Genomic DNA, 22,568 nt, shown 5'->3' on the forward strand with positions numbered 1-22,568 from the left:
ACCGAGACGACGTCCCGCTTGGGATACCGATAGGCGCGTCTCAGCACCCACACCAGCTCACAGAGCACGATGACCGACAGGGCGCCAAAGCTGAAGCCGACGCCCGCTCAGCCCCGCCGAAGCGCCACTGACCTCACCGCAGGTCGGCCTTGTCACAAATCGGTTGCTGCAAAGCGCACGCGTTTCCGTTAGCGTATTCACCAACGCGAGCACTTGGGCTCGCAATCCCATCGGCGCTGTCCCAAGGGGGTATCGATGAGCGATTACCGGCTGTATCTGTCGCTGATCCCGGAGGCGCTGATCGCCTCGCAATTGGAGCCGGCGGCGTTCGGCGCCTACTACGCCGTGGGCCGCGACCTGCACGCCCACGACCAGGCCATGTTCTTCGAGGTGGACCCGTCCTTCCGTGGCGGTGACTTCCCGTTCCACCTCGCGGACGAGCGCTGCGTCACCCAGCCGAGCGGCGCGCCCAAGTCCTCGGTGTACCTCGGCATCTACACGGCCCTGGCGCGGGTGCCCGTGTCGGCGCTCGGCAACCTCTACCTGGTTACCGACGACGGCCGCACGCTGGAGCTCACGCGCGGCGACTACACGGCGGACAGCGCGCACAAGCTGCACCTGTACCAGGAGTTCTGCCCGGTACGCCCGCTGGTGGCGAGCCGGCTGGAGCCGCGCGACTTCTGTCTCTCCATCACCGATCCGCAGCACCCCGTGAACGTGCCGCGCATCGCCTTCGCGGAGCTGAAGCTCGGCGAGCTCTGGTCCGACCCGGCCCGCGGCAACGCCGACGACCTGCCGTACCCCGCCGTCGGCCATCTGCGGGATGTGCTGCTGGACTTCGATCAGAACACCAAGGACAGCAAGCTCGTGATGCGGCAGGTTCGCCAGGGCATCATCTACCGCATGGTGGAGCGCGGCTTCTATGTGGGCGACCACGAGGACTTCGCCTACTATCCCTTCCCGAGCCACGAGGAGCTTGAGTCCAAGCACTACGACTGGTGGCGCTCGGCGCAGGTGACGCGCTTCGACTGACCCAGGACGGGATCGACAGAACGGGACCGACCCCCGGGGTTGCCCCCAGGCCGCCCCCGGTCTGATCCCGGCTGACTGAAGCCGCCCGACAGAGGCGGCCGTGGTCCCCAAGAAACTCACCCTGAGGTTTTCGGTAATCCAGCATCGGGCAGGACGCCCGGTGCCGCCCGGGCGTGGCAGCACGCACCGGGTGAGCAACAGCCCAAGCCGCCACCGGCGGTCCGGGCATGGCGCTGGTGCGGCCGCGGATGGCGCGTGACCGGCATCCGATTCAGTCCCTCGCCCGATCACATCCGCGGTACCGATGCCATGACTGAGCCCGTTTTCTGGATCGCCCCGATCGCCGCCATTGTCGCCATGGTCTTCGCCTGGCGCTTCTACAAGGAAATGCAGGCCGAGGACGAAGGCAACGAGACCATGCGCACCATCGGTGGCCATGTGCGCACCGGCGCCATGGCCTATCTGCGCCAGCAGTACAAGATCATGCTGGTGGTCTTCGCCGTGGTGGCCGCCATCTTCGCCTACCTCGCCTATGGCCTCGGCATCCAGAACCCCTGGCTGCCCATCACCTTCGTCTTCGGCGGCTTCTTCTCGGCGCTCGCCGGCTACTTCGGCATGCAGACGGCCACCCGCGCCTCCACCCGCACCACGGCGGCGGCGCAGACCTCGCTCGGCAAGGCACTCAGGATTTCCTTCCGCAGCGGCGCCGTGATGGGGCTCGTGGTGGTGGGCCTTGGCCTCGCCAACCTCGTGTTCTGGTTCGTCCTGATCGATTTGCTCACACCCGGCGATGTCGCCGACGAGGGCGCCCGGCTGGTGCTGGTGACCACCACGGTGCTGACCTTCAGCATGGGCGCGTCACTTCAGGCGCTGTTCGCCCGCGTCGGCGGCGGCATCTACACCAAGGCCGCGGATGTGGGCGCCGACCTGGTGGGCAAGGTGGAGGCCGGCATCCCCGAGGACGACCCCCGCAACCCGGCCGTCATCGCCGACAACGTGGGCGACAACGTGGGTGACGTCGCCGGCATGGGCGCGGACCTGTTCGAGTCCTACTGCGGCTCCATCCTCGCCGCCTCTGCTCTGGGCGCCGCGGCCTATGTCACCGAGCCCGCGATGCAGCTAAAGGCCGTGGTGGCGCCGCTCGCCATCGCCGGCATCGGTATTCTCTTGTCGGTGCTCGGCGTCTATCTGGTGAAGACGCGCGAGGGGGCGGATCAGCGCGAGCTGCTGCACGCCCTGTCCCGCGGCATCAATGTCAGCGCCGCGCTCATCGTCGTCGCGTCCGCCGTGCTGCTCTGGCTGCTCGGCATCGACAACACCTGGGGCATCTGGGCGGCGGTGGTGACGGGCCTGGTGACGGGCATCGTCATCGGCCGCTCCACGGAGTATTTCACCTCGCCGTCTTACCGGCCCACGCGCAGCATCGCCCGTGCCGCAGAGGGCGGGGCGGCCACCACGGTCATCGCCGGCATCGGTGTCGGCATGCTCTCCAGCATCCCGCCGGTGGTGGCGGTGGCGGCCGGCACCATGCTCGCCTACCTGTTCGCGGCCGGGTTCGATGTGGCGCAGATGGGCCACGGGCTCTACGGCGTCGCCATCGCCGCCGTGGGCATGCTCTCCACCCTCGGCATCACCCTGGCGAGCGATGCCTACGGTCCCATCGCCGACAACGCCGGCGGCAATGCGGAGATGAGCGGCCTGGGGCCGGAGGTGCGCGAGCGCACCGATGCGCTGGACTCGCTGGGCAACACGACGGCGGCCACCGGCAAGGGCTTCGCCATCGGCTCGGCGGCGCTGACGGCGCTGGCGCTCATCGCCTCGTATATCGAAGTCATCCGCATCGACCTCATCGCCGCGGGCACCGAGAGCCTGGTGCTCGCGAGCGGCGCCAGCGTGGCCACGGCGGATGCCGATCTGCTGGACTTCATGGCCTTCTACAACATCACGCTGCTGAATCCGGTGGTGCTCATTGCGCTCTTCCTCGGTGCCATGGTGGCCTTTGCGTTCAGCGGCCTCACGGTCCTCGCGGTGGGCCGTGCGGCGCAGCTGATGGTGGAGGAGGTGCGCCGGCAGTTCCAGGACAACCCGGACATCCTGCGCGGCAAGGCAGACCCGGACTACGAGCGCTGCGTGGCCATCTCCACCGTGGGTGCGCAGCGCGAGATGATCCTGCCGTCCGTGATTGCCATCCTCGCGCCCGTGCTGGTGGGGCTGCTGTTCGGCGTCGCCGGCGTGGTGGGCCTGCTGGTGGGCGGACTCGCCACCGGCTTTGCGCTGGCGGTGTTCCTGTCCAACGCGGGCGGCGCCTGGGACAACGCCAAGAAGCACATCGAGGCCGGCCACCACGGCGGCAAGAACTCGGTGGCGCACCGGGCCTCGGTCATCGGCGACACCATCGGCGACCCCTTCAAGGACACCTCGGGGCCGAGCCTGAACATTCTCATCAAGCTCATGAGCATCGTCGCCATCGTCATGACCGGTGTGACGATCTCGTTCTCGTTGCTCTGAAGGCTGAGGGCAACGGGGAGAAGGGCGGAGGGCGGAGGCGGGCGCCGAGCTCTGGTGCCCTTGTTGTCTGCCCCATACTCCGTACCCCGTACTCCTGCCATCCAGCCTGAGCCTTTCCCTGCGCGTTGGGCGCGGGGACGGGCCGTTCGTGCCCCGCTCAACTTGCAATCCTCCTCCGGCTGACCGAACAATGCCGCGCGTCGGTCGCGGTCGCGGCCGGTCACCGCTGAGGAGCGCAGCTGCATGTCCTTTGGCCTGGTCTTTGCCGTTCTCTGTGCCCTGTTGGCCGTTGGCTACGGGCTGGTGTCCATCCGCTGGGTGCTGGCCCGGCCCCAGGGCAGCGAGCGCATGCGCCAGATCGCAGGCGCCATTCAGGAGGGTGCGAGCGCTTACCTGCACCGCCAATATCTCACCATCCTGGTGGTGGGCGCGCTGCTGATGGCCGGACTGTCGCACAGCCTGGATCTGGCAACGGGCATCGGCTTCTTCATCGGCGCGGTGCTGTCCGGCGCCGCGGGCTACATCGGCATGAGTGTGTCGGTACGCGCCAATGTGCGCACGGCGGAAGCCGCCCACGGTGGTGTGAATCCGGCGCTTCAGGTGGCCTTCCGCGGCGGCGCCGTCACCGGGCTGCTGGTGGTCGGCCTGGCGCTCCTGGGTGTGGCCGGCTATTACCTCTGGCTGGTGCCCGCGGACCCGCTGGACACCGACGGGCAGATGCGCGCCCTGCATGCGCTGGTGGGGCTCGCCTTCGGCGGCTCGCTCATCTCCATCTTCGCGCGCCTCGGCGGTGGCATCTTCACCAAGGGCGCGGACGTGGGTGCGGACCTGGTGGGCAAGGTGGAGGCAGGCATTCCGGAGGATGACCCCCGCAATCCGGCCGTCATCGCGGACAACGTGGGCGACAACGTCGGCGATTGTGCGGGCATGGCTGCGGACCTGTTCGAGACCTATGCCGTCACGGTGGTGGCCACCATGCTGCTGGGTGGCCTGCTGCTGGGGCAGTACGGCCCCAGTGCCATCGTCTACCCGCTGGTGCTGGGCGGCGTTTCCATCATCGCGTCGGTGATCGGCACCGGCTTCGTCAAGGCCAAGGACGACGACAGCCGCATCATGGCAGCCCTGTACAAGGGGCTCACCGCATCCGCGGTGATCGCCTTCGTGCTCTTCATTCCCGTTACCTGGCTGATGCTGCCGCCGACCCTCGCTATCGACGCCACCGGCGATGCCTTCAGCCGCTGGGCCGTGCTGGGCGCGGCCGGCATCGGGCTTGCGCTCACCGGGCTCATGGTCATCATCACCGAGTATTACACGGGAACGGACTATGGCCCGGTGCGCGCCATTGCGAAGGCGTCCACCACCGGGCACGCCACCAACGTGATTGCGGGCTTGAGCAACGCCATGAAGGCCACGGCGGCGCCCGTCATCGTCATCTGCTTTGCCATCTGGGGCGCCTATTCCATGGCCGGGCTGTACGGCATTGCCATCGCGGCCACCGCCATGCTCAGCATGACCGGCATCATCGTGGCGCTGGACGCCTTCGGACCCATCACGGACAACGCCGGCGGCATCGCCGAGATGGCGGAAATGGACCAGAGCATCCGCACCATCACAGACCAGTTGGACGCCGTCGGCAACACCACCAAGGCCGTCACCAAGGGCTATGCCATCGCGTCCGCCGGACTCGCGGCGCTGGTGCTGTTCGCGGATTTCACCAATACCCTGGCGGGGGCGGGCAAGACGCTGTCATTCCCGTTGGACCATCCGGCGGTGCTGATCGGCCTCTTCATCGGCGGGCTGATCCCCTTCCTGTTCGGCGCCATGGCCATGGAGGCCGTCGGTCGCGCGGCGGGCGAGATCGTCACCGAAGTACGCCGTCAGCTCAAGGCCATGCCCGGCATCCTGGATCACAGCCAGAAGCCGAATTACTCCCGTGCCGTGGACATGCTGACGCGCTCTGCCATCAAGGAGATGATCGTGCCCTCCCTGCTGCCGGTGCTGGCCCCCGTTGTGGTGGCCTTCGGCGTGCGCTGGCTCATGGGCGGGGATGCCGGCGCCCTGGCGCTCGGGGGCATGCTCATCGGCACCATCGTCACCGGGCTCTTCGTCGCCGTGTCCATGACCACCGGCGGCGGCGCCTGGGACAACGCGAAGAAGTACATCGAGGAGGGCAACTACGGCGGCAAGGGCTCCGAGGCGTACAAGGCTTCGGTCACCGGCGACACCGTGGGCGACCCCTACAAGGACACCGCGGGGCCCGCGGTGAACCCGCTCATCAAGATCGTCAACATCGTGGCGTTGTTGATCGTGCCGCTGATTGCGGTCTGAGGCCGGTGCCGGCCAAACCGGCTCCCGCGGCTGCGCGATGCGTCGGACCGCTGACGCCGCAGCTGCGGCCCCGCTCGCCCCCGTGCTGGCTTGCCATGCGACCATCCGCCACAGCTCATCCGCGGGGCGTAGCGAGCCTCGCTGAGCTTCCCAGGGTGTCGGTCCAAGCGGGTCAACGCCGGCAGTTTTGCTGCACCTGCGTTACACTCCGGGACTCCCCTGTCTCTGCATAATCCGTCGCCCCCGCTGCCCGCTACCCGGGGCGCGGGGCCAGATGTCCAATCGCCAACCACCCGAGGAGCCTGCCCATGGATCTGCAACGCGTCACCCGCGGTGACCGCATCCCGAACGAGATCAACGTCATCATCGAGATCCCGTCGCACTCCGAGCCCGTCAAGTACGAGATGGACAAGGAGACCGGCGCCATGTTCGTGGACCGCTTCATGTCCACTGCCATGCACTATCCGTGCAACTACGGCTATGTGCCGCACACCCTGTCCGCTGACGGGGACCCGGTGGATGTCATGGTGGTGACGCCCTATCCGCTCATCCCGGGCTCTGTCATCCAGTGCCGGCCCATCGGTGTGCTGAAGATGACCGACGAGTCCGGCGACGATGCCAAGATCCTGGCGCTGCCCATCGACAAGCTCTTCAAAGGCTATCGCAACATCACCAGCTTCCGCGACATGCCCCCGCACCTGCTGGACCAGATCGCGCACTTCTTCGAGCACTACAAGGACCTGGACGAGGGCAAGTGGGTACGTGTCGACGGCTGGGGAGGCCGGGAAGAGGCCCGGGAGGAGATCATGGCGAGCGTCGCCATGTTCGACGACGCCCCCGAGAAGCCCCACTTCTGACTGGCCCCGGCGAGCGCCGACCGCAAGGTCGGCCGCGGCAAGGCGCCCCCGCCGATACTGCCCTCCAGGCGGGCGCGGCAAGACCAGGTCAGCCCCCGCGTCGGCCCGCCGCGCCACCGAGCGCGCATCGACATCCCCTCCCTCAGGCTCGGGGAGGGATGCCGAGGGGCTGTTGTCTCGGTGCTGGAGCCGATCCCAACCGCGGCATCGTCACGGGGACCCACCGACGGCGAGCTCATGAGCCATCAGCCCGCGGGGGCCACGGATCTGACAGCGTCGGGGCTCAGGTTCCGGGTCGTGCCCCGCCAGCGGGACAGCATTAAGGTTACCGTCCCCGTTATTCCGTCGCCGCAATTTGGAGCCGGGGCTACTTGAGCCGCTGCTCGACGTACTCAATCGCAGGGTCGGGGAAGCGCACATAGCCGAGCTGCTCGGTCACCGCCTGACCCGGCCCCAGGGCGTACTCGATAACGGCCTTCAGCGTCGGCAGCTTGGCCGGGTCGTCGTACTCGTTGCGCAGGATCAGCCAGGACAGGCCCACAATGGGATAGGCAGCCTCGCCCACCGGGTCCGTCGCGTTGGTCAGGCTGTGGTTCTCCATGATGGAGCCGAGTGCCGCGTCGAAGCCCACCTTCCCCGGGGCGACGATCTTGCCGCTGCGGTTCTCGAGCGCTGCGATGCTGATGCCCGGCAGGAAGCCCCAAGCATACTGCACATAGCCGATGCTGCCTGGGACGGCACGCACTGTGGCCGCGACGCCGCCGTTGCCGGGGGAGCGCACCAGTGCGGACCGGGCGTTGAAGGCATCCGGCCATTCCGGCTTCATGGAGGCGCCAACGGCCTCGGCGAAGCTGGGGCTGAGGGCGCTCAGGTGCCGTGTGAACTTGTACGTGGTGCCGCTGGCATCGGCGCGCGCCACCACCACGACGGGCAGGTCGGGCAGGGTCACGTCCGGGTTGGTGGCGGCGATGGCCGGGTCGTTCCAGCGTGCGATGCTGCCGGAGAAGAGACCCAGCAGGGCGTCGCGGCTCAGCTTGAGCTCCGGCACGCCCTCCAGGTTGTAGATCACCACGATGGCGCCGGCCGCCATGGGCAGCTGGCGCACGCCGCCGGGAATCTGCGCGGCCTCGTCGTCGGTGAGCTGTAGGTCAGTGCCGGCGAAGTCCACGCGGCCACCGATCAGGTCCTTGACGCCGCCGGCGCTGCCGATGCTCTGGTAGTCCAGCCGCACGTGCGGATGTGCCACGAAGTAGTCACGGAACCAGCGCAGATACAGCGGCGCCGGAAAGGAGGCACCGGTGCCGAGAAGCTTGAGCGCCTGCTGCTCGGCATCCTCCGCCTGCGTCGGTGCGGCCAGCGCGAGCAGCAATACGGCGAAGAGCAAATGGCCCAGCCGGGCCATCGGGCGGGTGTGGTTCATGTTCCGGTCCTCGGCTCCAAAGGGGTGATGAGATGCATGCGACGAATGCAGCGGCGCGGGCTGTTGGAATGATGCTCGGGCGCTGCTCCGGCGCGGGAGTCTAGGCGCCGGACGCCAGCCCGTGCCACCGCAAGGCGGTCACCGAATCGTCATGATTCCGTCATCTGTGCGCGCTGAGGCTGGCGGGAGAGGCAGGCGCCGTGGGACGGCGTTACCGCTTCGATCCGCCGCTGCCTTTGGGAGCTGGAGAGGGATGGCCAGGACTGTGGATTGGCGAAGCGCGCAGTGTCCATGCTGGGAGTCGCCGAGCGAAACTCGGCGCCCCTGAGGCAGCGACCTCGGACTCGCGAAGACGTCAGTGTCAGCGCGGGACGCTGCCGAGTGAAACTCGGCGCTCCGGGCGGCGACCGCGGATTGGCGAAGATGCTAGTCTCACCGATTGTCCCCAGACCTGCGCCCCGCGATTCATGCCCACCCCCCACGACGCTGCTGCCCACTACCAAGCCGTCGCCGACGGCGTCTACTGCATCGAGACCGGCCTCTATCGCGATGGCCTCGCCGCCTGCTATCTGATCCGCGAGCGGGACCGCCTCGCCTGCATCGACACCGGCACCGCCCACACGGTGCCCGGCCTGCTCGGCGCCATCGCGGACCTCGGGCTCACGCCTGAGCAGGTGGACTACGTTATCCCGACCCATGTCCACCTGGACCATGCCGGGGGCGCCGGCGCGCTCATGGCGGTCTGCCCGAACGCGACCCTGGTGGCGCATCCCAAGGCCGCACCGCACCTGATCGACCCGAGCCGGCTCATCGCGGGCGCCACCGCCGTCTATGGCGAGGCCGCCTTCGCCCGGGATTTCGGCGAGTTGGTCCCGGTGCCCGAGGCGCGCGTCATTGCCGCCGCGGACGAACAGACCTTCGACCTCGCCGGCCGCCGGCTGACCTTCATCGACACCCCGGGCCACGCCAACCACCACGGCTGCATCGTCGACGCGGGCTCTGGCGGCATCTTCACCGGCGACACCTTCGGCATCTCCTACCGGGAGCTCGACACCGCCAAGGGCCCCTGGCTCTTCGCGCCCACCACGCCGGTGGCCTTCGACCCGGACGCCTGGCAGCAGAGCCTCGACCGGATGCTGGCGCACCAGCCCAATGCCGCCTTTCTCACGCACTACTGCCGCATCGACGACCCGGCGCGGCATGTCGACCGGCTCCGGTGCAGCATCAAGGACCTCGCGGCGATTGCCCTGGCACAGGCCGATGCGCCGGGGGCGGAGCGCAAGGACCGCATCAAGGACGCCATCACCGGGCACCTGTTGGCCGACGCCCGCGCCCACGGCTGCACCCTGAGTGACGCGCGCATGCGCGAGCTGCTGGCCGTGGACCTGGAGCTGAATGCACAGGGGCTGGAGGTATGGCTCAAGCGGCGGGAGAAGCGGAGCGGGTAACAGCCCGGCGCCGTGCCGGGCCATCGACGCACAGCGCTGCTCTCTCAGAGGGACTCGACGTCCAGCGAATCGCCATAGGTCTCGATGCCGAGCTTGTCCGCCACCTTCTGCGCCCGGGCGTCGATCATCGGTGAAATCACCATGAGCCGGTTGGCGGTGCGGTTGTGGCGCCGCTCATAGAAGCGCGCTTTGCGCTCGAAGCTGTACATACCGGCCTTGTCGATGGACGACTTCAGCTCGCAGATGATCAGCGTGCCGTTGGTGACGATCACGTCCAGCTCCAGCACCCAGCGCCGCAGCTCCGGGTCGGTGCGCAGCCATTCAGGCAGCTCGCGGCGGATCTGCTCCTTCAGCGTCTCGTCAGACATGAGCGGACTCCCGGGCATTCGTCATTCGGCAACCCTACACGGCTTCGGATCTCGTGCGAAAGCCGCGGTCACGCCAAAGCATCGCGCCCGCCCTGCTGCTGATGATTGGGGCAATCTCGCGCGCCTTATGGTGATTCGGATGCGCCTGATGATGCGCTGCACCGGGATGTCGGTGTAGGTCTCGTCATGGGCGTGGACGCGGATGCCCACGTCCGCGCCCAGCGCGTGCTGCTCGCCGGTTTCCAGCGTGAGTCCGTACAGGCTCGCCAGGGAGTTGGACGGGATCCAGGCTTTGACCCACTGGATCACATAGCCGTCGTCGTCGTAGTGGGACGGCTTGATCAGCTCGACGAAGAACGGGCGTCGGCGGTCTCGGCCCATGCGGATGCTCCCGGGCCTGGCGGCCCGTGGCGATTTGCAGGCGATCGTCGAAGGTGACCAGCTTTCGGGCAGCGACCACCGCCGCCCGCGGCGGCGCATCAGGACTGCGTCAGCGCGAACAACCCGCCCAGCATCAGCGCGCTGCCGGCGAGTCGGGAGGTCACGTGCCCTTCGCCGTAGTACCAGTGCCCCAGCAGCACGGAGAACAGCCCGGCGGTGCGCTTGACGGCCATGGCGTAAGACGCAAGCGTCAGGCTGAGCGCGATCTGGTCCGCGATGCGCATCAGCGCGAACAGCAGGCCCAGCAGCAGCAGCGGGCGCACCTCCCGGCGCAGGTGCTTGGGGAACGCTTCACGGTAGAAGCGGTGGTCCTGGAGGCTGAACATCACGAACAGCACGATGGGGTTCACCACCGCCACCAACACAGCGAAGGACAGCGGATCGCTCATCTGGATGCCGACGCGCCCGAGCGTGGACGCCGCCGCGAAGCAGAAGGCCGCCACCAGTGTCAGCACGCTGCCCGGCGTCGTCACCAGCCGCCGTATGGGGGACAGGATACTGGTCTGCTCCTTCTCGACGCTCAGCACATAGCCGCCGGCGATGAGCAGCGCCAGCCCCAGGAAGCCGAGCCTGCCCGGCAGATCGCCGATGAGCGTCCACTCGATGACCACGACGAAGCCCGGCGTCAGGGTCATGATGGGCCCCACCAGCGACACGTCGCTGCGGTGGATGGCGGTGTTGAGCGCCCAGCCGCCGAGCCCGGAGACGACGCCCCCGAGCAGCACCACAGCCGCATAGGCCGGCTCGTGGAACGGGAAGTCGTGGTGCCAGACGATGAGCGGCGCCGTGACCACCAGGCTTGCGAGGTTTACGTAGAGCGTCAGCGCGCGGGCCGAGAAGCTGAACGACAGGTGCTTGGTGACCGCGAGCCGCGAGGCATGGAAGAACGCCGACAGCAGCGAGAAAACGATCCAGAAGGGGGCGAAGGCGGCGAAATCCATCGGTGCGGCAGGCGGTCCCCGGCGATGGTCCTCGGCGCGCGGCCCTCAGGCCCAGCCCGAGTCGAAGTCCACGAAGCGGCGCACCGGCCCGCAGCCCGTGCCGAGCAGCGCGCGCAGCCGACCGGCGTTGTGCTGCGCGAAGGCCCGCTGCATGGCGGCACGCCGGCGCCACTCGGCCTCGGTGAAGTGTCCGGCGCCGCGGCAGATGCGCACGCTCGGCACGCCGTCCAGCGCGAGCAGCCCGGCGCCGCCGGTGCCGGAGAAGAGCTTGGGCTGGATACTGAGATAGACGGTCTCTGCGGCGGCCACGGGCGCCCCGGGCCGGTTGCGCCCGGGCGCGAAGAGGTTCAGCGCATAGCTCGGCGGATTCAGGGTCAGCAGGTGCTTGCGCAGCGGCGGTGCGCCCCGGCGCAGGCGCGCGAGCACCGGTGCCGGCAGGTCCCGCAGCGCGGCAGCCAGGGCATCGAGCGCGGGCCGCGCCGCGGTCGGCAGCGCCAGCGCGTCGAGTGCCGCGTGCACGGCATCCGTGCGGCGCAGCGGGTGCCGGCACCAGGGGACAGGCACCGCCGATGCGCCGGTGAAGGCGGCTTGCAGCCCGGCTGCCAGGTGCGTCAGGCGCTGGTGCAGCCGGCGGATCAGGTCTTCGAAGGCAGCCTCGCCCAGCACATCCCAGGCCGGCAGCCGCAGCAGGGCACCCGGGGGGCGCCGGCCGGCGACGACGGCCGCATCGTCATCCTCCAGCACGACGGCACCCGCAACGCCCGGTGCCAGGTCATGCAGCAGCCCCGTCACCAGTCGGGCGCCGACGCCGCCGATGGGGTCCAGGAGCTGCCGGCGTGTGCGTGGGTCATGCTGCAATGGTGTCTCGGCGGCGCCGGCGAGCTGCGCCAGCTCCTTGGCGTTCCAGTACAGCAGGTGCAGATGGAACTGCTTGGCCGCCTGCACGCTCTCGCGGTCGCGCGTGTGCGGATCGCAGTTGAGCGCCAGGTGCAGGGCGCCGTCGGCCAGCCCGAAGGCGGCCATGGTCCCGGGGTCGGAGACGAAGCGTACGAATTCGAGCCCGGTGCGCCAGAGCGCGCGGCCGGTGAGCGGCGCCACGTCGCAGGGGCTCGGCTTGTCCTGCGCGGACACCTCGCTCAGCATCAGGTCGAAGTGGGCGTGCGGCATGGCCTTGTCCACCAGCGCCAGCCGGTCGCCACCGTGACCGTGGTCGCCGCCGGCGCACTCCAGCAGGGTCAGGGTGCGGCGGTGGAAGCGCTCAAGCGGCGTCGCGCCGGTCAGCTCCTGCCCCCGCAGACCAAAGGACTGCGGCGGACCCGGCACCCGCAGCCGGTCCCAGGCCACCGGCATGCGCCAGGCCGCCGCCGGCAGCAGGGCGCCGAAGGGGTCCGCGCGCAGCATGGCTGCATCCGGACCAGGCAGCTGTCGGCGGCGGCCGTCGCTCATGCGCGCGGGCGTTGCCTGGACGCTTCGGGCCGGCTCCGGTGGCCGCCCGGGATGATCCGGTGAGCGTGCACAGCCATCAGCGCAGGCGCCCGCCCATGGCCTGGGCGTCCGCCACCACCTGTTCGATGAGGCGCCCGGCGAGCCGGTTGAAGGCGGCGACGATGGCCTCCGGGGTAGTGCGATCCTCCGGGCCCACCGCCACCAGCTCCTCCGCTCTGTAGGTCTTGGCCACCAGCACCTGCCGGCCCTGGCCGCGCACCAGCGTGAGGCTCAGCTCGCCGAGGACATGCGGCGGGTCGTCCGTCGGGCGATGCTCGAAGCGTTGCAGCTCGCCTGTGAGCAGGAAATTGGCCCGCGCCGGGTCCCCGGCGGTGATGACGTGCTCGAAGACCTGCGCCGCGCGCAGGGCGGCCGCGAGGTCGTCCGCCAGCGCCCGGGCCGGCACCTCCTCCCACAGCAGCTGCCCGTAGCGCTGCACCCGCAGCGGGTCCTCCGCGGTGCGGTAGACGATACGGCTGCCGGCGACGAAGCCGCGGGCGCTGATGGGGGTGACGCGCAGGGTACCGGGGATGGGCCGTGCGCTCGGCGGCACGCTCACCTGCGGGTTGAGGCTGAAGTAGAGGTCCCGCAGGCGCTCGCCGCCGCCGCAGCCGGTCAGCAGTACGCACGCGGACAGGGCGCAGGCGAGCAGGACCCAGGTCAGCAGGGGCCGGACGGGCAGTCCCCGGCCAGGGCGAGCCCGGCTCAACCGACCCCGGGGCTGGCGCGGCAGGCGCCCGGTCAGCGATCCAGCCATGGTGACGGCTCCTGCTGTGGGCGCTTGAACAGCAGCGACTTCGGATCCTCCCTGAGGTCACCCGTGAGCGCAGCCAGGTTGCGCGAGGCGGTCTCGATGTTGGCGAGCACGGGCGCGAGGGCCGCCGAGATTTCCTGTAACAGGTACTGGACGTCGTCGAGGGAGTCGGTGACCGCGGGCTCAGCCTGGTTGACGACCCGCCGCAGGTCGGCGCCGAGCGCGGTGTACTCCTGTACGGCGTCGCCGACGTCATCGCTGCGGGCATCGAGCCCTGACGAGACCGTGGCGAGGTTGGCGGTGAGCGCGTCCACGGAGGCCAGAATGGCACCCAGGCGCTCGGGGTCAACGGTCTGCTCGATGTCGGCGGAGAGCTGGCGCAGGTTCTGGAAGACCTCGGCGAGCCCCTCGCCGGCGGCGGCCCCCGCGCCCCCCGCGCCGTCCTCACCGGGTCCTAGGGCGCCGATGAGGCCCTGGATGCGCGCCTGAAGGTCTTCCAGCGCCGGGCGGATGGTCTCGTCGATGGCCGATTGCAGCCGGGTGAGTGCGAGCGCCGCCTGGCTCGGCAGATCCGGCTGCCGCGGCAGGGTGGGGATGACCGCATCGGCGGCGAGGCGCTCATCGGCGAGCCCCGGCTGGATGCGGATCTGATTGCCGCCGAGGAAGCCCGCCGGCGCCAGCTGCGCCTCGCTGCCGACGGGCACCGGCCAGTCCTGCTGGATGCGCAGCGTGGCCCGAAAGCAGGGCAGCTCCGCGGAGCGCGGCATGTCGCTCTGCGGGCATTGGTCGCGGTCCGCGGCGTCTGCAAACACCGGTGTCACGGCGCCCACGTGGCCGATGACGAAGCCCTCCTGCACCACGTCCAGGCCCCGGTCCAGGCCGCCCGCATCCGGAAAATAGGCCCGCAGCGGATAGCCGCCGAACAGCGCCGGCACGTTCAGCAGCACCACTCCCGCCACCACCCCCGCCATGGCCAGCACGAACAGCCCCGCCAGCACCAGGTCACGGCGCTGCCGGCGACCGCGACGGATGCCGGGGGCACCGATCTCCGGGGGTTGGTAGAGGCGTTCGAGGCTCATTTGGTCGGTGGTCAGTGATCAGTGATCAGTGATCAGTGGTCAGTGGTCAGTGGTCAGTGGTGAACGCAACGAGGCGCATAGAAGTATCGCGTGCCTCAGCCCTCAGCCCTCCCTCTACCACCTTCCATGCAATAGATACCGCAGCTCCAGGCGCTCCGGCGTGGCCGCCTCCAGCGCGCTGCGGCTGCCGTCGAAGATGACCCGGCCGCGCTCCAGCACCACCACGCGGTCCTCCGGCCCCACCGCCTCCAGCGCCATGTTGTCCGTGCCGATGACGGTGAGTCCGCGCAGGGTCATCTGGTTGCGCAGCAGCTCGAAGATCTCGCGCACCGCGGGCAGGTCCAGGCCGTCGGTGAGGCCGTCCCAGATGAGCAGATTCGGGCGGTGGATCAGCGCCCGGGCCAGCTCCACGCGCCGGCGCTGACCGACGGACAGGGACCGCGGCAGATGATTTTCCATGCCGTCGAGCTGCAGCTGGGTGATGGCGAGCCGCGCGGCCCGGGTCATCTCCGCCCGCGACAGCCGTGTGGGCAGCAGGGGCAGCAGCAGATTCTCCTGCACCGTGAGCCCATCCAGCAGGGCGCCGCGCTGGAGCACCGCCCCCACGCGCCGGCGCAGCGCCCGGGCGGGGGCGCCGCGCAGGTGGCGCAGCTCCTCGCCGAACAGCCGCACCCGCCCTGCCGAGGGCAGGTCCAGCCCCAGCACCAGGCGCATGAGCAGGCTCTTGCCGGCGCCGTTGCGGCCGATGAGCAGCACCCCTTCGCCCGGCTGCACCGTCAGCGACACGCCGCTCAGCACCGCGTGTCCGGCCACATGCTGGAAGACATCGGAGACTTCCAGTGCCGGCGCCGGCTCCGAGGCGGTGGCTGCCGATGCCCGGTGGTCCAAGGCTCATGTCTCCGGCCAGAGTACGAACAACAGGTCGATGAGCAGGATGCTGGTCACCGCCGCGATCATGGTGCGGGTGGCCGCCTCGCCGATGAGCTCCGGGTCGCGGCCGGCGATGGTGCCGTTCACCGTCGCGATGAGCGCGATGACCACCGCGAACACCAGCGGCTTGGCGATGGCCTCGCGCAGGTCGTAGGGGCCGAGGGTGCTGCGCACGGCGTCCACCAGCTGATAGGGCGGCACGTCCGAGAAGAAGAACAGCCAGACAAAGGCCGTGCCCACAGTCACCAGGCTGCCCCAGACCAGGAAGGCGAAGGACATGGTGAGCATCGCCAAAAGCACCGGGCCGGTGACATAGCGGATGGGATTGATACCGCTCACCAGCAGCCCGTCCATCTGCCCCGTCACCACCAGGGTCGCATGCCGCACCGCGAGCGCCACCCCCGCCCGCCCGGCCACCAGCACGCCCACCAGGATGGGCACCAGCTCCATCACGACGGCATAGGTGATGGTGTAGAGCAGCACGCCCGGGAGATTCAGATTCTGCAGGACCATGGTTGCCTGGCGCCCGAGGATCAGCCCCAGCGCCGCGGTCACCAGCGTCACCGCCGGCAGGATGGACAGCCCCGCCTGGCGCAGCGCCGCGGTGAAGGCGGGCAGATCCAGCCGCTCCCGACCCAGCACGATGTTGGCGTAGAGCGCCATGCACTCCGCGAGCGTCCGCGCCGCGAGCCCCAGGCCGGCGAGCCGGCCCAGCAGCCCGCCGCCCACCGCCGAGCGCGCGTCGGGCCGGCCGCGGTAGGCACGCTTCAGCGGGGTCTCGGCGGCGGGTTCCATGCGCCGTAATGTTACCGTGAATCCGACGGCGGTCGTGGACGGCGGCATGCGCTGCGCCCGAAGGGTGGCGATGCTCGCTGCACGCCGCGGTGCCCTGTCGCGGGTCGCCGGCCGCACCCGGGCGCGTGGGCGCCTGGAGCGCTCACCGCTGGAACGAGTCCAGCATTCGGGCTATCCTGTGGCGTTTAGCATCGAAGGTGAACCCACGCGGAAGCACTGACGGGCCGGGCACCCCGAGCGGGCCTCCTGCGGGCCTGAGTCCGACCCGGTCCGAGCCGCTGTCAACCGCCGCGGGCCGGCAGCGCAGGTCGGCACCAGATCCCAAAGCCAGCGTCCGGCGCCATCGCCCGGTGCACACCGCAGCGCCACCATGTCCCATGCCAACGACGGCCGCCACGCCTTCCCGGGTGGCGCCGACTACCTGATCCGCCACGCCACCCTGCGCCAGCTGCAACTGCTGGAGGCCATCGTGCGCCTCGGCAGCTTCACCCGCGCCGCGGAAGAGCTGTTCCTGACGCAGCCGACGGTGTCCATGCAGATCAAGAAGCTGTCGGAGACGCTCGGCACGCCGCTCTTCCGCCACGTCGGCCGCACCGTGGAGCCCACAGATGCCGGTCGTGAGGTCTATGCCGCCTGCCGCGAGATCCTCGGCACGCTGACGGACCTGGAGGTCAAGCTCTCGGACCTGAAGGGGCTGAAGCGCGGGCGCCTGCGGCTCGGCGTGGTCACCACCGCCAAGTATGTCGCCCCGGAGATCCTCGGCGCCTTCTGCAAAAAGTATCCGGGCATCGAGGTGTCCCTCGGCGTCACCAACCGCGAGCACATTCTGGAGCGCCTGACGGCGCACGACGACGACCTCTACGTCGCCGGGCAGCCGCGGGAGGTGAACGAGCAGATCGAGAGCATCCCCTTCGCACCCAACCCCCTGGTGGTCGTCGCCCGCATCGACCACCCGCTGGCGACGGAGCGCGACATCCCCATCGAGGCCCTGGCCGGCGAGAGCCTGATCCTGCGCGAGCCGGGCTCCGGCATCCGGGACGCGGTGGTCAAGTGCTTCGAGCAGGCCGGCCTCACGCCGCGGGTGCGGATGCAGCTCGGCAGCAACGAGGCCATCAAGCACGCCATCGTCGGCGGCCTGGGCATCTCGGTGCTGTCGCTGCACTCGCTGCGGCTGGAGAGCGCCGGCGGCGGGCTGGCGCTGCTGGACGTGCAGGGCTTCCCCATCATGCGCCGCTGGCACCTGCTGCACTGGCGCGGGCGGGAGCTGTCGCTGGTGGCGCGCACCTTCCTGGACTTCGCCATCGCCTACGAGCCGGAGATCGCCGAGCGGCTGGGCCACGCCAGGGAGGCCTTCGAGCAGACCCGCGAGAGGCTGCGCGGGCGCCGGACCTCCAGCGCATGACCGCCACCGACGATCGCTATCCTTACCCGGTCGCGCAGATCGGCATCATCGGCGGCGGCCAGCTCGGGCGCATGCTGGTGGCCGCCGCCAAGCGCATCGGCTGCACCTGCACCGTGCTGGACCCCTATCCCAACAGCCCCGCGGGCCAGCTCTCCGGCGAGCAGATCGTCGGCACCTACCACGACCCGGCGGCGCTGAAGGAGCTGGTGGCCGCCTGCGACGTGACCACCTTCGACATCGAGGACATCGACACCGCGACCCTGGCCGGGCTGTCTGCCGCCGGCCATCGCATCTTCCCCTGCCCCTGGCTGCTCGCCGACATCCAGGACAAGCTGCGGCAGAAGCAGGTGCTGGCGGACGCCGGCATCCCGAGCGCTGAGTTCGTGCCGGCAGACGCGCCCGACCCCGACGCCTTCGCCGTCTTCGGCTATCCGCTGGTGCAGAAGGCCCGCCGCGGCGGCTACGACGGCCGCGGCGTGCAGGTGATGCATGAGCCGGCGGATTTCGGCAAGCACCTGCCGGTGCCGTCCCTGGTGGAGCGCTTCGTGCCGGCGCGCCTGGAGCTGGCGGTGATGGTGGCGCGGGGGCAGGACGGCGCCACCTGCGCCTATCCGCCGGTGGAGATGCGCATGCGCCCCGGCGAGAACATGCTGGACATGCTGCTGGCCCCCGCGCGGGTGGAGGCCAGCATCGCCGCGGCCGCGCGGGACCTGGCGGTGGCCACGGTGCAGGCGCTGGCGGGCGTGGGCATCTTCGGCGTCGAGCTGTTCCTCACCCAGGGCGGTGAGCTGTTGGTCAACGAGGTCGCCCCGCGCACCCACAACTCCGGCCACTACACCATCGAGGCCTGTGTCACCGACCAGTTCGAGCAGCATCTGCGCGCCATCACGGGTCTGCCGCTGGGGGCCACGGACCTGGTGCGCCCGGCGGCCATGCTGAACCTGCTGGGGGAGCCCGGCTTCGCCGGCCGCCCGGTCATCTGCGGTCTGCGGGCGGCGCTGGCCATCCCGGGCGTCTCCGTGCACCTCTACGGCAAGGCCGAAACCCGCGCCTACCGCAAGATGGGCCATGTCACCGTGCTGGACGCGGACATCGAGCAGGCGCGGGCCAAGGCGGAGCGGGTGCGGGCGCTGATTCGCATCGAAGGGGAGGAGCGCGCCTGAGGAAGACGCGAAAGGCGTGACCTACAATCCAAGCTGACCCGACTCAGGAAACGCCTTCTGTTGCCACGCAATACCTGAAGCAGGGGCAATGCGTGGGTCGACGGTGAAGCCTGGATGTTTTCGCGCTGTTCGCGGCTTTCTCAGCTGCTGTTCAGAGGCTGCACAGGCAGGCGCGCAAAGACGCCGGCATCCCACTGCTGCAACGGTCAACCGAGCACCAACACCGCGAAACAGTCACCATGGCAAAGCAATCTTCGACGCCGCTGGTGGGCATCATCATGGGCAGCGACTCGGACCTGCCCGTGATGCAGGGCGCCGCCGACGCGCTCACCGAGCTCGGCGTGGCCTTCGAGATGACCATCGTTTCCGCCCACCGCACCCCGCGGCGGCTGTACGACTATGCCGGCTCCGCGGTGGAGCGCGGACTCAAGGTCATCGTCGCCGGTGCCGGTGGTGCCGCGCACCTGCCCGGCATGGTCGCCGCCATCTCGCCGCTGCCGGTCATCGGCGTGCCGGTGAAGAGCCGGGCGCTGTCCGGCGAAGACTCGCTGCTGTCCATCGTGCAGATGCCGCCGGGTGTGCCCGTGGCCACGGTGGCCATCGACGGCGCCCGCAACGCGGGCCTGCTGGCGGCGCAGATGCTGGCCGTTGCCGACCCTGCGCTGCTGGAGCGCGTGGCGCGCTTCAAGGCGGACCTCGAAGCCCAGGTGCTCGCCAAGGTGGAGCGGATGGCCGCCGGCGAGATCACCGCCGAGAGCGTCGCCGCAGCGCGCGCCCGGAAGGGCTGACGGGTCTGGCGCAGGACGCTCGCGCGGATGTCAGGCCGCCGCGCTCTCGGCCGCTGACGCCTCGACGATGGCCCGCACCCAGGCGGTCATGGCGTTGTTGGCGAGCGGCATGGGTGCTTCCAGAAAGCTGACCACGAAGCGGTCCCCAAGGTCGGCAACGCCGATGGAGCGCGGGCGCACCGCCATCACCTGCGGATTCGGCAGGTGGGTGCCGAAGCAGAAGACGATGTGCTTGGCGGCCCGGATGTCGCTGGCGATCTCGCCCTCTGGCAGGTCGCTGGTGTGGGCGTGATGGTCGAACTCGCCGATCATGCGCGCCACCTTATGACCCTCCACGCAGTCCCGCAGGTGCGCGAGGATGGCGTCCACGTCCGCAAAGCGGCACTCCGCCTTCGGCACTTCCAGGGTGTAGACGGGATATTTTTCCTGCAGCAGGGTCTGTTTCATCTGCGCCCTTATCGATCCGGTTAAAGTTCACCGAAATTCTAGGGATCTCGGCCGTTCACGCATTGAAGATTCGCAAAGCGCGCTCGGCGGTCCCGGTCCGGACGGCGTGGCGGCCGGCGCCGCGGGGTGTCTCTCGCACAGGCAACGGCGGCCTGCGCCCGCTGTCAGACACGTCTGGGATCGCTGCGGCGGATCTGGCACAGTTGCGGGCCTGCGACCCCCTGCTGCCGAGAGCCCACCATGTCCTGGAAAACCCGCAACCGCTCCTTCTACTACCAGGGCGCACCGGAGCCCGACGACCTGGTCCTGCCGCCGGCGGAGACCGCGCTGCTCTGCATCGACGTGCAGAACTACGGCATGGTGCTGCACGACGACCCCGCCGAGCGCGCGCGCTGGGCGCCCTTCCACAAGCGCATGCACGGCACCGTCATCCCGCGCTTGCGGGCGCTTCAGGACAGCTTCCGCGCCGCCGGCATGGACGTCATCCACGCCCGCATCGCCTGCCTGCTGGAGGACGGCCGTGACCGCTCCCTGAGCCAGAAGCTGCCGGGCTGGAACAACCTGCTGATGCCGCTCACCAGCGAGGCCTCGCAGATCGTGCCGGAGCTGGCCCCGGCCCCGGGCGAGATTCTCGTCACCAAGACCACCGACAGCGCGCTGACCGGCACCAACCTGCGGCTGGTGCTGAGCAACATGGGCATCCGCAACGTCGTCGTCGCCGGCATCTACACCGACCAGTGCGTCAGCTCCACGGTGCGGAGCCTCGCCGACGAGAGCTTCAACGTCGTCGTGGTGGAGGACTGCTGCGCCGCCGGCACCGACGCGCTGCACCAGCATGAGCTGGAGGTCATCCACATGATCTACTGCCACGTGGTGAGAAGCGACGAGCTGCGCGCCATGATGGACCTGAGCTGAAGCGGAGGGCGGCATGCATACAGGCACTCAGGAGCGAGCACCGCAAGCCCGCATGCTCGTCGGCGCAGTCATCAGGGCGCGGCTCCGGGCGCTCGGCATCGGCGCCGTCACCTGCGCGGCGCTCGTGACCATCGCCCTCTTCTCGGGCACCGCCGGCGCCGGCGACCTCACCCGTTTCGAGCTCGACGACGGCAGCGTCATCGTCGGCGAGGCCCTTGGGCTCGCGGGCGGCGTCTACCGCATCCGCACCCCGGCGCTCGGTGAGATCGACGTCGAGGCCGCCCGCATCCGCCGCATGGAGCGGGCCACGGCCGCCGCCGGCGGCGGTGCCGGCGCGGGCGGCGGAGATTACAGTGATCAGCTCCAGGGCATCCAACGCAGCCTTGTCGGCGACCCCGACATCATGCAGTCCATCATCGCCCTCCAGCAGGACCCGCAGCTCCAGCGCGTCCTCCAGGACCCGGAGCTCATCGGCCTCATCACTTCCGGCAACGTCCAGGCCCTGCGCGAGCACGAAGGCTTCGGCGGGCTCATGAGCAACCCCGGCATCCGCGCCATCATCGACCGCCTCCTCGGCCCCGACGGCGGCCTTCGCTGACGCACCTGGGGCGCCGACTTTCAGTCGGCCCTGCGCGGCGAAGCCGCCCTCACCGAGAACACAATTCCGCATAATTCCGGGGACGTTATACTGATTAGATCGCCATACTCAGCCTCCGAATACTCACGCGAGGCTGTCGCGTTATCGCACACGGCTCGTTGTGGTTGCGGATGCCGGGTGGGCACGCCACGCCCGAGCGTCGTCGCTTGCTGCCCTGCTGGACCGTCAGAGCCGGAACAGGACGACGACGCTCCGCTGTTGCCTTAGTGAGCGACGGCTAACGGGCTCCCAGCGCGATGAAGGTGAACTCGGCGTCTTGGGCCTCGCCGGCGTTGTCGACATCCTTCGACTCCACGTCGAAGGTACGCACCCGCACGCTGTCGGCTGTGATGGGACCCACGCAGAACACGTTATCGCTGGCCGCGCCGCCCTGCTCGCGGGGGATGTAGCCGGTGACCATCACCACCGGCTGCGCGGTGAAGGGCGTCGAGAATGTGATGTCATAGACCCCGGACGTTACCCGCTGGGCCGTCCAATCGCCTGAGCCGTCGATGAGGGCATTCCCGCGACCATCAACTGCGCCATAGACCTGTGCTGTCATATCGATTTCCTCTTTCATGTGTGGGATTGGTGCGATCGGGATGGATTGCACTGGACGGAAGATGACTCCGGCGCCATGCGCGTCGAACGGGCCGGGCGCTGCTCGTCGGCTGCCACGAGAAACGTACGACGCGTCTGTGCGGACCGGGCTCGAGAAGTGTTGTGGTTGCCAAAGAACGCGTTGGCTTCGACAAGCTCGGCTAGGGTGGGTCTTGGTTGGTTTATGCAGGAGACGCGACCGGATAACCCGATACGGATAGGAAATCCAA

The 22,568-nt window shown here is 69.4% G+C and carries 20 protein-coding genes and 1 pseudogene; 10 read left to right on the top strand and 11 right to left on the bottom strand.

What is annotated here, in order from left to right; genetic code table 11:
- Window positions 1-255: 255 nt before the first annotated feature.
- From QZ607_RS06670 to ppa, 4 genes are all read left to right on the top strand, one after another.
- Window positions 256-1,032 carry a hypothetical protein gene (locus QZ607_RS06670; protein WP_295881078.1) on the top strand — a complete coding sequence of 259 codons (777 nt, stop codon included), beginning with the start codon at window positions 256-258 and terminating at the stop codon, window positions 1,030-1,032.
- A gap of 309 nt (window positions 1,033-1,341) precedes the next feature.
- A complete protein-coding gene (locus QZ607_RS06675; RefSeq protein ID WP_295881082.1) occupies window positions 1,342-3,540 on the top strand; it encodes a sodium-translocating pyrophosphatase in 2,199 nt (732 codons plus the stop codon).
- Between the two features lie 243 nt (window positions 3,541-3,783).
- Window positions 3,784-5,868, top strand: a complete 2,085-nt coding sequence (locus tag QZ607_RS06680) for a sodium-translocating pyrophosphatase (RefSeq protein WP_295881084.1) — start codon at window positions 3,784-3,786, stop codon at window positions 5,866-5,868.
- Window positions 5,869-6,176: 308 nt separating this feature from the next.
- Window positions 6,177-6,725: an inorganic diphosphatase gene (ppa, locus tag QZ607_RS06685; RefSeq protein ID WP_295881086.1), complete on the top strand. Its 549-nt coding sequence runs from the start codon at window positions 6,177-6,179 to the stop codon at window positions 6,723-6,725.
- A gap of 367 nt (window positions 6,726-7,092) precedes the next feature.
- On the opposite strand, the gene pstS is transcribed toward ppa, so the two are convergent.
- The gene (pstS, locus tag QZ607_RS06690) at window positions 7,093-8,145 is read right to left on the bottom strand and encodes a phosphate ABC transporter substrate-binding protein PstS (RefSeq protein WP_295881089.1); all 1,053 of its coding nucleotides are present in this window, start codon (window positions 8,143-8,145) and stop codon (window positions 7,093-7,095) included.
- A 467-nt stretch (window positions 8,146-8,612) separates the two neighbouring features.
- Between pstS and QZ607_RS06695 the strand changes: the two genes are divergently transcribed.
- Window positions 8,613-9,593, top strand: coding sequence for an MBL fold metallo-hydrolase (locus QZ607_RS06695; RefSeq protein ID WP_295881092.1), 981 nt, complete (start codon window positions 8,613-8,615; stop codon window positions 9,591-9,593).
- A gap of 44 nt (window positions 9,594-9,637) precedes the next feature.
- Here QZ607_RS06695 and QZ607_RS06700 read toward each other — a convergent pair.
- From QZ607_RS06700 to QZ607_RS06735, 8 genes and pseudogenes are all read right to left on the bottom strand, one after another.
- Window positions 9,638-9,877, bottom strand: a pseudogene (locus QZ607_RS06700) (hypothetical protein); the annotation flags it as partial.
- A 105-nt stretch (window positions 9,878-9,982) separates the two neighbouring features.
- Complete coding sequence (locus QZ607_RS06705; protein WP_295881094.1) at window positions 9,983-10,342, bottom strand: hypothetical protein; 360 nt, start codon at window positions 10,340-10,342, stop codon at window positions 9,983-9,985.
- A 98-nt stretch (window positions 10,343-10,440) separates the two neighbouring features.
- A complete protein-coding gene (locus QZ607_RS06710; RefSeq protein WP_295881097.1) occupies window positions 10,441-11,343 on the bottom strand; it encodes an EamA family transporter in 903 nt (300 codons plus the stop codon).
- 45 nt (window positions 11,344-11,388) lie between these two features.
- Window positions 11,389-12,789 carry a hypothetical protein gene (locus tag QZ607_RS06715; protein ID WP_295881099.1) on the bottom strand — a complete coding sequence of 467 codons (1,401 nt, stop codon included), beginning with the start codon at window positions 12,787-12,789 and terminating at the stop codon, window positions 11,389-11,391.
- Window positions 12,790-12,865: 76 nt separating this feature from the next.
- On the bottom strand, window positions 12,866-13,585 hold the full coding sequence (locus QZ607_RS06720; protein ID WP_295881101.1) for an ABC-type transport auxiliary lipoprotein family protein: 720 nt from the start codon (window positions 13,583-13,585) through the stop codon (window positions 12,866-12,868).
- Window positions 13,570-14,661 (bottom strand): MlaD family protein, encoded by a 1,092-nt coding sequence (locus tag QZ607_RS06725; RefSeq protein WP_295881103.1) that lies wholly within the window; start codon window positions 14,659-14,661, stop codon window positions 13,570-13,572. The genes QZ607_RS06720 and QZ607_RS06725 overlap by 16 nt, the downstream gene beginning before the upstream one ends.
- Before the next feature lie 114 nt (window positions 14,662-14,775).
- Window positions 14,776-15,549: an ABC transporter ATP-binding protein gene (locus tag QZ607_RS06730; RefSeq protein WP_295881105.1), complete on the bottom strand. Its 774-nt coding sequence runs from the start codon at window positions 15,547-15,549 to the stop codon at window positions 14,776-14,778.
- Window positions 15,550-15,552: 3 nt separating this feature from the next.
- Window positions 15,553-16,386, bottom strand: coding sequence for an ABC transporter permease (locus QZ607_RS06735; protein ID WP_295881108.1), 834 nt, complete (start codon window positions 16,384-16,386; stop codon window positions 15,553-15,555).
- 370 nt (window positions 16,387-16,756) lie between these two features.
- Here QZ607_RS06735 and QZ607_RS06740 point away from each other — a divergent pair, with 370 nt between their 5' ends.
- From QZ607_RS06740 to purE, 3 genes are all read left to right on the top strand, one after another.
- Window positions 16,757-17,788 (top strand): LysR family transcriptional regulator, encoded by a 1,032-nt coding sequence (locus tag QZ607_RS06740; RefSeq protein ID WP_295881110.1) that lies wholly within the window; start codon window positions 16,757-16,759, stop codon window positions 17,786-17,788.
- Window positions 17,785-18,951 carry a 5-(carboxyamino)imidazole ribonucleotide synthase gene (gene purK, locus QZ607_RS06745; protein WP_295881111.1) on the top strand — a complete coding sequence of 389 codons (1,167 nt, stop codon included), beginning with the start codon at window positions 17,785-17,787 and terminating at the stop codon, window positions 18,949-18,951. The genes QZ607_RS06740 and purK overlap by 4 nt, the downstream gene beginning before the upstream one ends.
- Before the next feature lie 239 nt (window positions 18,952-19,190).
- Window positions 19,191-19,739, top strand: a complete 549-nt coding sequence (purE, locus tag QZ607_RS06750) for a 5-(carboxyamino)imidazole ribonucleotide mutase (RefSeq protein WP_295881115.1) — start codon at window positions 19,191-19,193, stop codon at window positions 19,737-19,739.
- Between the two features lie 30 nt (window positions 19,740-19,769).
- Here the strand turns inward: purE and QZ607_RS06755 are convergent, their stop codons facing one another.
- A complete protein-coding gene (locus QZ607_RS06755) occupies window positions 19,770-20,186 on the bottom strand; it encodes a DUF6858 family protein (RefSeq protein ID WP_295881116.1) in 417 nt (138 codons plus the stop codon).
- 240 nt (window positions 20,187-20,426) lie between these two features.
- On the opposite strand from QZ607_RS06755, the gene QZ607_RS06760 reads away from it, so the two are divergent.
- Together QZ607_RS06760 and QZ607_RS06765 are read left to right on the top strand one after the other, a co-directional pair.
- A complete protein-coding gene (locus tag QZ607_RS06760) occupies window positions 20,427-21,101 on the top strand; it encodes a cysteine hydrolase family protein (protein ID WP_295881117.1) in 675 nt (224 codons plus the stop codon).
- 52 nt (window positions 21,102-21,153) lie between these two features.
- Window positions 21,154-21,699: a hypothetical protein gene (locus QZ607_RS06765; RefSeq protein ID WP_295881118.1), complete on the top strand. Its 546-nt coding sequence runs from the start codon at window positions 21,154-21,156 to the stop codon at window positions 21,697-21,699.
- 277 nt (window positions 21,700-21,976) lie between these two features.
- Here QZ607_RS06765 and QZ607_RS06770 read toward each other — a convergent pair whose 3' ends face one another.
- On the bottom strand, window positions 21,977-22,318 hold the full coding sequence (locus QZ607_RS06770) for a hypothetical protein (RefSeq protein WP_295881121.1): 342 nt from the start codon (window positions 22,316-22,318) through the stop codon (window positions 21,977-21,979).
- Window positions 22,319-22,568: the final 250 nt, after the last annotated feature.

This window comes from uncultured Thiohalocapsa sp., from assembly GCF_913063425.1.
Taxonomy (GTDB): Bacteria; Pseudomonadota; Gammaproteobacteria; order Chromatiales; family Chromatiaceae; genus Thiohalocapsa.

Coding starts and splice junctions, on each gene's coding strand:
- QZ607_RS06670 (WP_295881078.1), top strand. CDS start 256: ATGAGCGATTACCGGCTGTATCTGTCGCTGATCCCGGAGGCGCTGATC.
- QZ607_RS06675 (WP_295881082.1), top strand. CDS start 1,342: ATGACTGAGCCCGTTTTCTGGATCGCCCCGATCGCCGCCATTGTCGCC.
- QZ607_RS06680 (WP_295881084.1), top strand. CDS start 3,784: ATGTCCTTTGGCCTGGTCTTTGCCGTTCTCTGTGCCCTGTTGGCCGTT.
- ppa (WP_295881086.1), top strand. CDS start 6,177: ATGGATCTGCAACGCGTCACCCGCGGTGACCGCATCCCGAACGAGATC.
- pstS (WP_295881089.1), bottom strand. CDS start 8,145: ATGAACCACACCCGCCCGATGGCCCGGCTGGGCCATTTGCTCTTCGCC.
- QZ607_RS06695 (WP_295881092.1), top strand. CDS start 8,613: ATGCCCACCCCCCACGACGCTGCTGCCCACTACCAAGCCGTCGCCGAC.
- QZ607_RS06705 (WP_295881094.1), bottom strand. CDS start 10,342: ATGGGCCGAGACCGCCGACGCCCGTTCTTCGTCGAGCTGATCAAGCCG.
- QZ607_RS06710 (WP_295881097.1), bottom strand. CDS start 11,343: ATGGATTTCGCCGCCTTCGCCCCCTTCTGGATCGTTTTCTCGCTGCTG.
- QZ607_RS06715 (WP_295881099.1), bottom strand. CDS start 12,789: ATGAGCGACGGCCGCCGCCGACAGCTGCCTGGTCCGGATGCAGCCATG.
- QZ607_RS06720 (WP_295881101.1), bottom strand. CDS start 13,585: ATGGCTGGATCGCTGACCGGGCGCCTGCCGCGCCAGCCCCGGGGTCGG.
- QZ607_RS06725 (WP_295881103.1), bottom strand. CDS start 14,661: ATGAGCCTCGAACGCCTCTACCAACCCCCGGAGATCGGTGCCCCCGGC.
- QZ607_RS06735 (WP_295881108.1), bottom strand. CDS start 16,386: ATGGAACCCGCCGCCGAGACCCCGCTGAAGCGTGCCTACCGCGGCCGG.
- QZ607_RS06740 (WP_295881110.1), top strand. CDS start 16,757: ATGTCCCATGCCAACGACGGCCGCCACGCCTTCCCGGGTGGCGCCGAC.
- purK (WP_295881111.1), top strand. CDS start 17,785: ATGACCGCCACCGACGATCGCTATCCTTACCCGGTCGCGCAGATCGGC.
- purE (WP_295881115.1), top strand. CDS start 19,191: ATGGCAAAGCAATCTTCGACGCCGCTGGTGGGCATCATCATGGGCAGC.
- QZ607_RS06755 (WP_295881116.1), bottom strand. CDS start 20,186: ATGAAACAGACCCTGCTGCAGGAAAAATATCCCGTCTACACCCTGGAA.
- QZ607_RS06760 (WP_295881117.1), top strand. CDS start 20,427: ATGTCCTGGAAAACCCGCAACCGCTCCTTCTACTACCAGGGCGCACCG.
- QZ607_RS06765 (WP_295881118.1), top strand. CDS start 21,154: ATGCTCGTCGGCGCAGTCATCAGGGCGCGGCTCCGGGCGCTCGGCATC.
- QZ607_RS06770 (WP_295881121.1), bottom strand. CDS start 22,318: ATGAAAGAGGAAATCGATATGACAGCACAGGTCTATGGCGCAGTTGAT.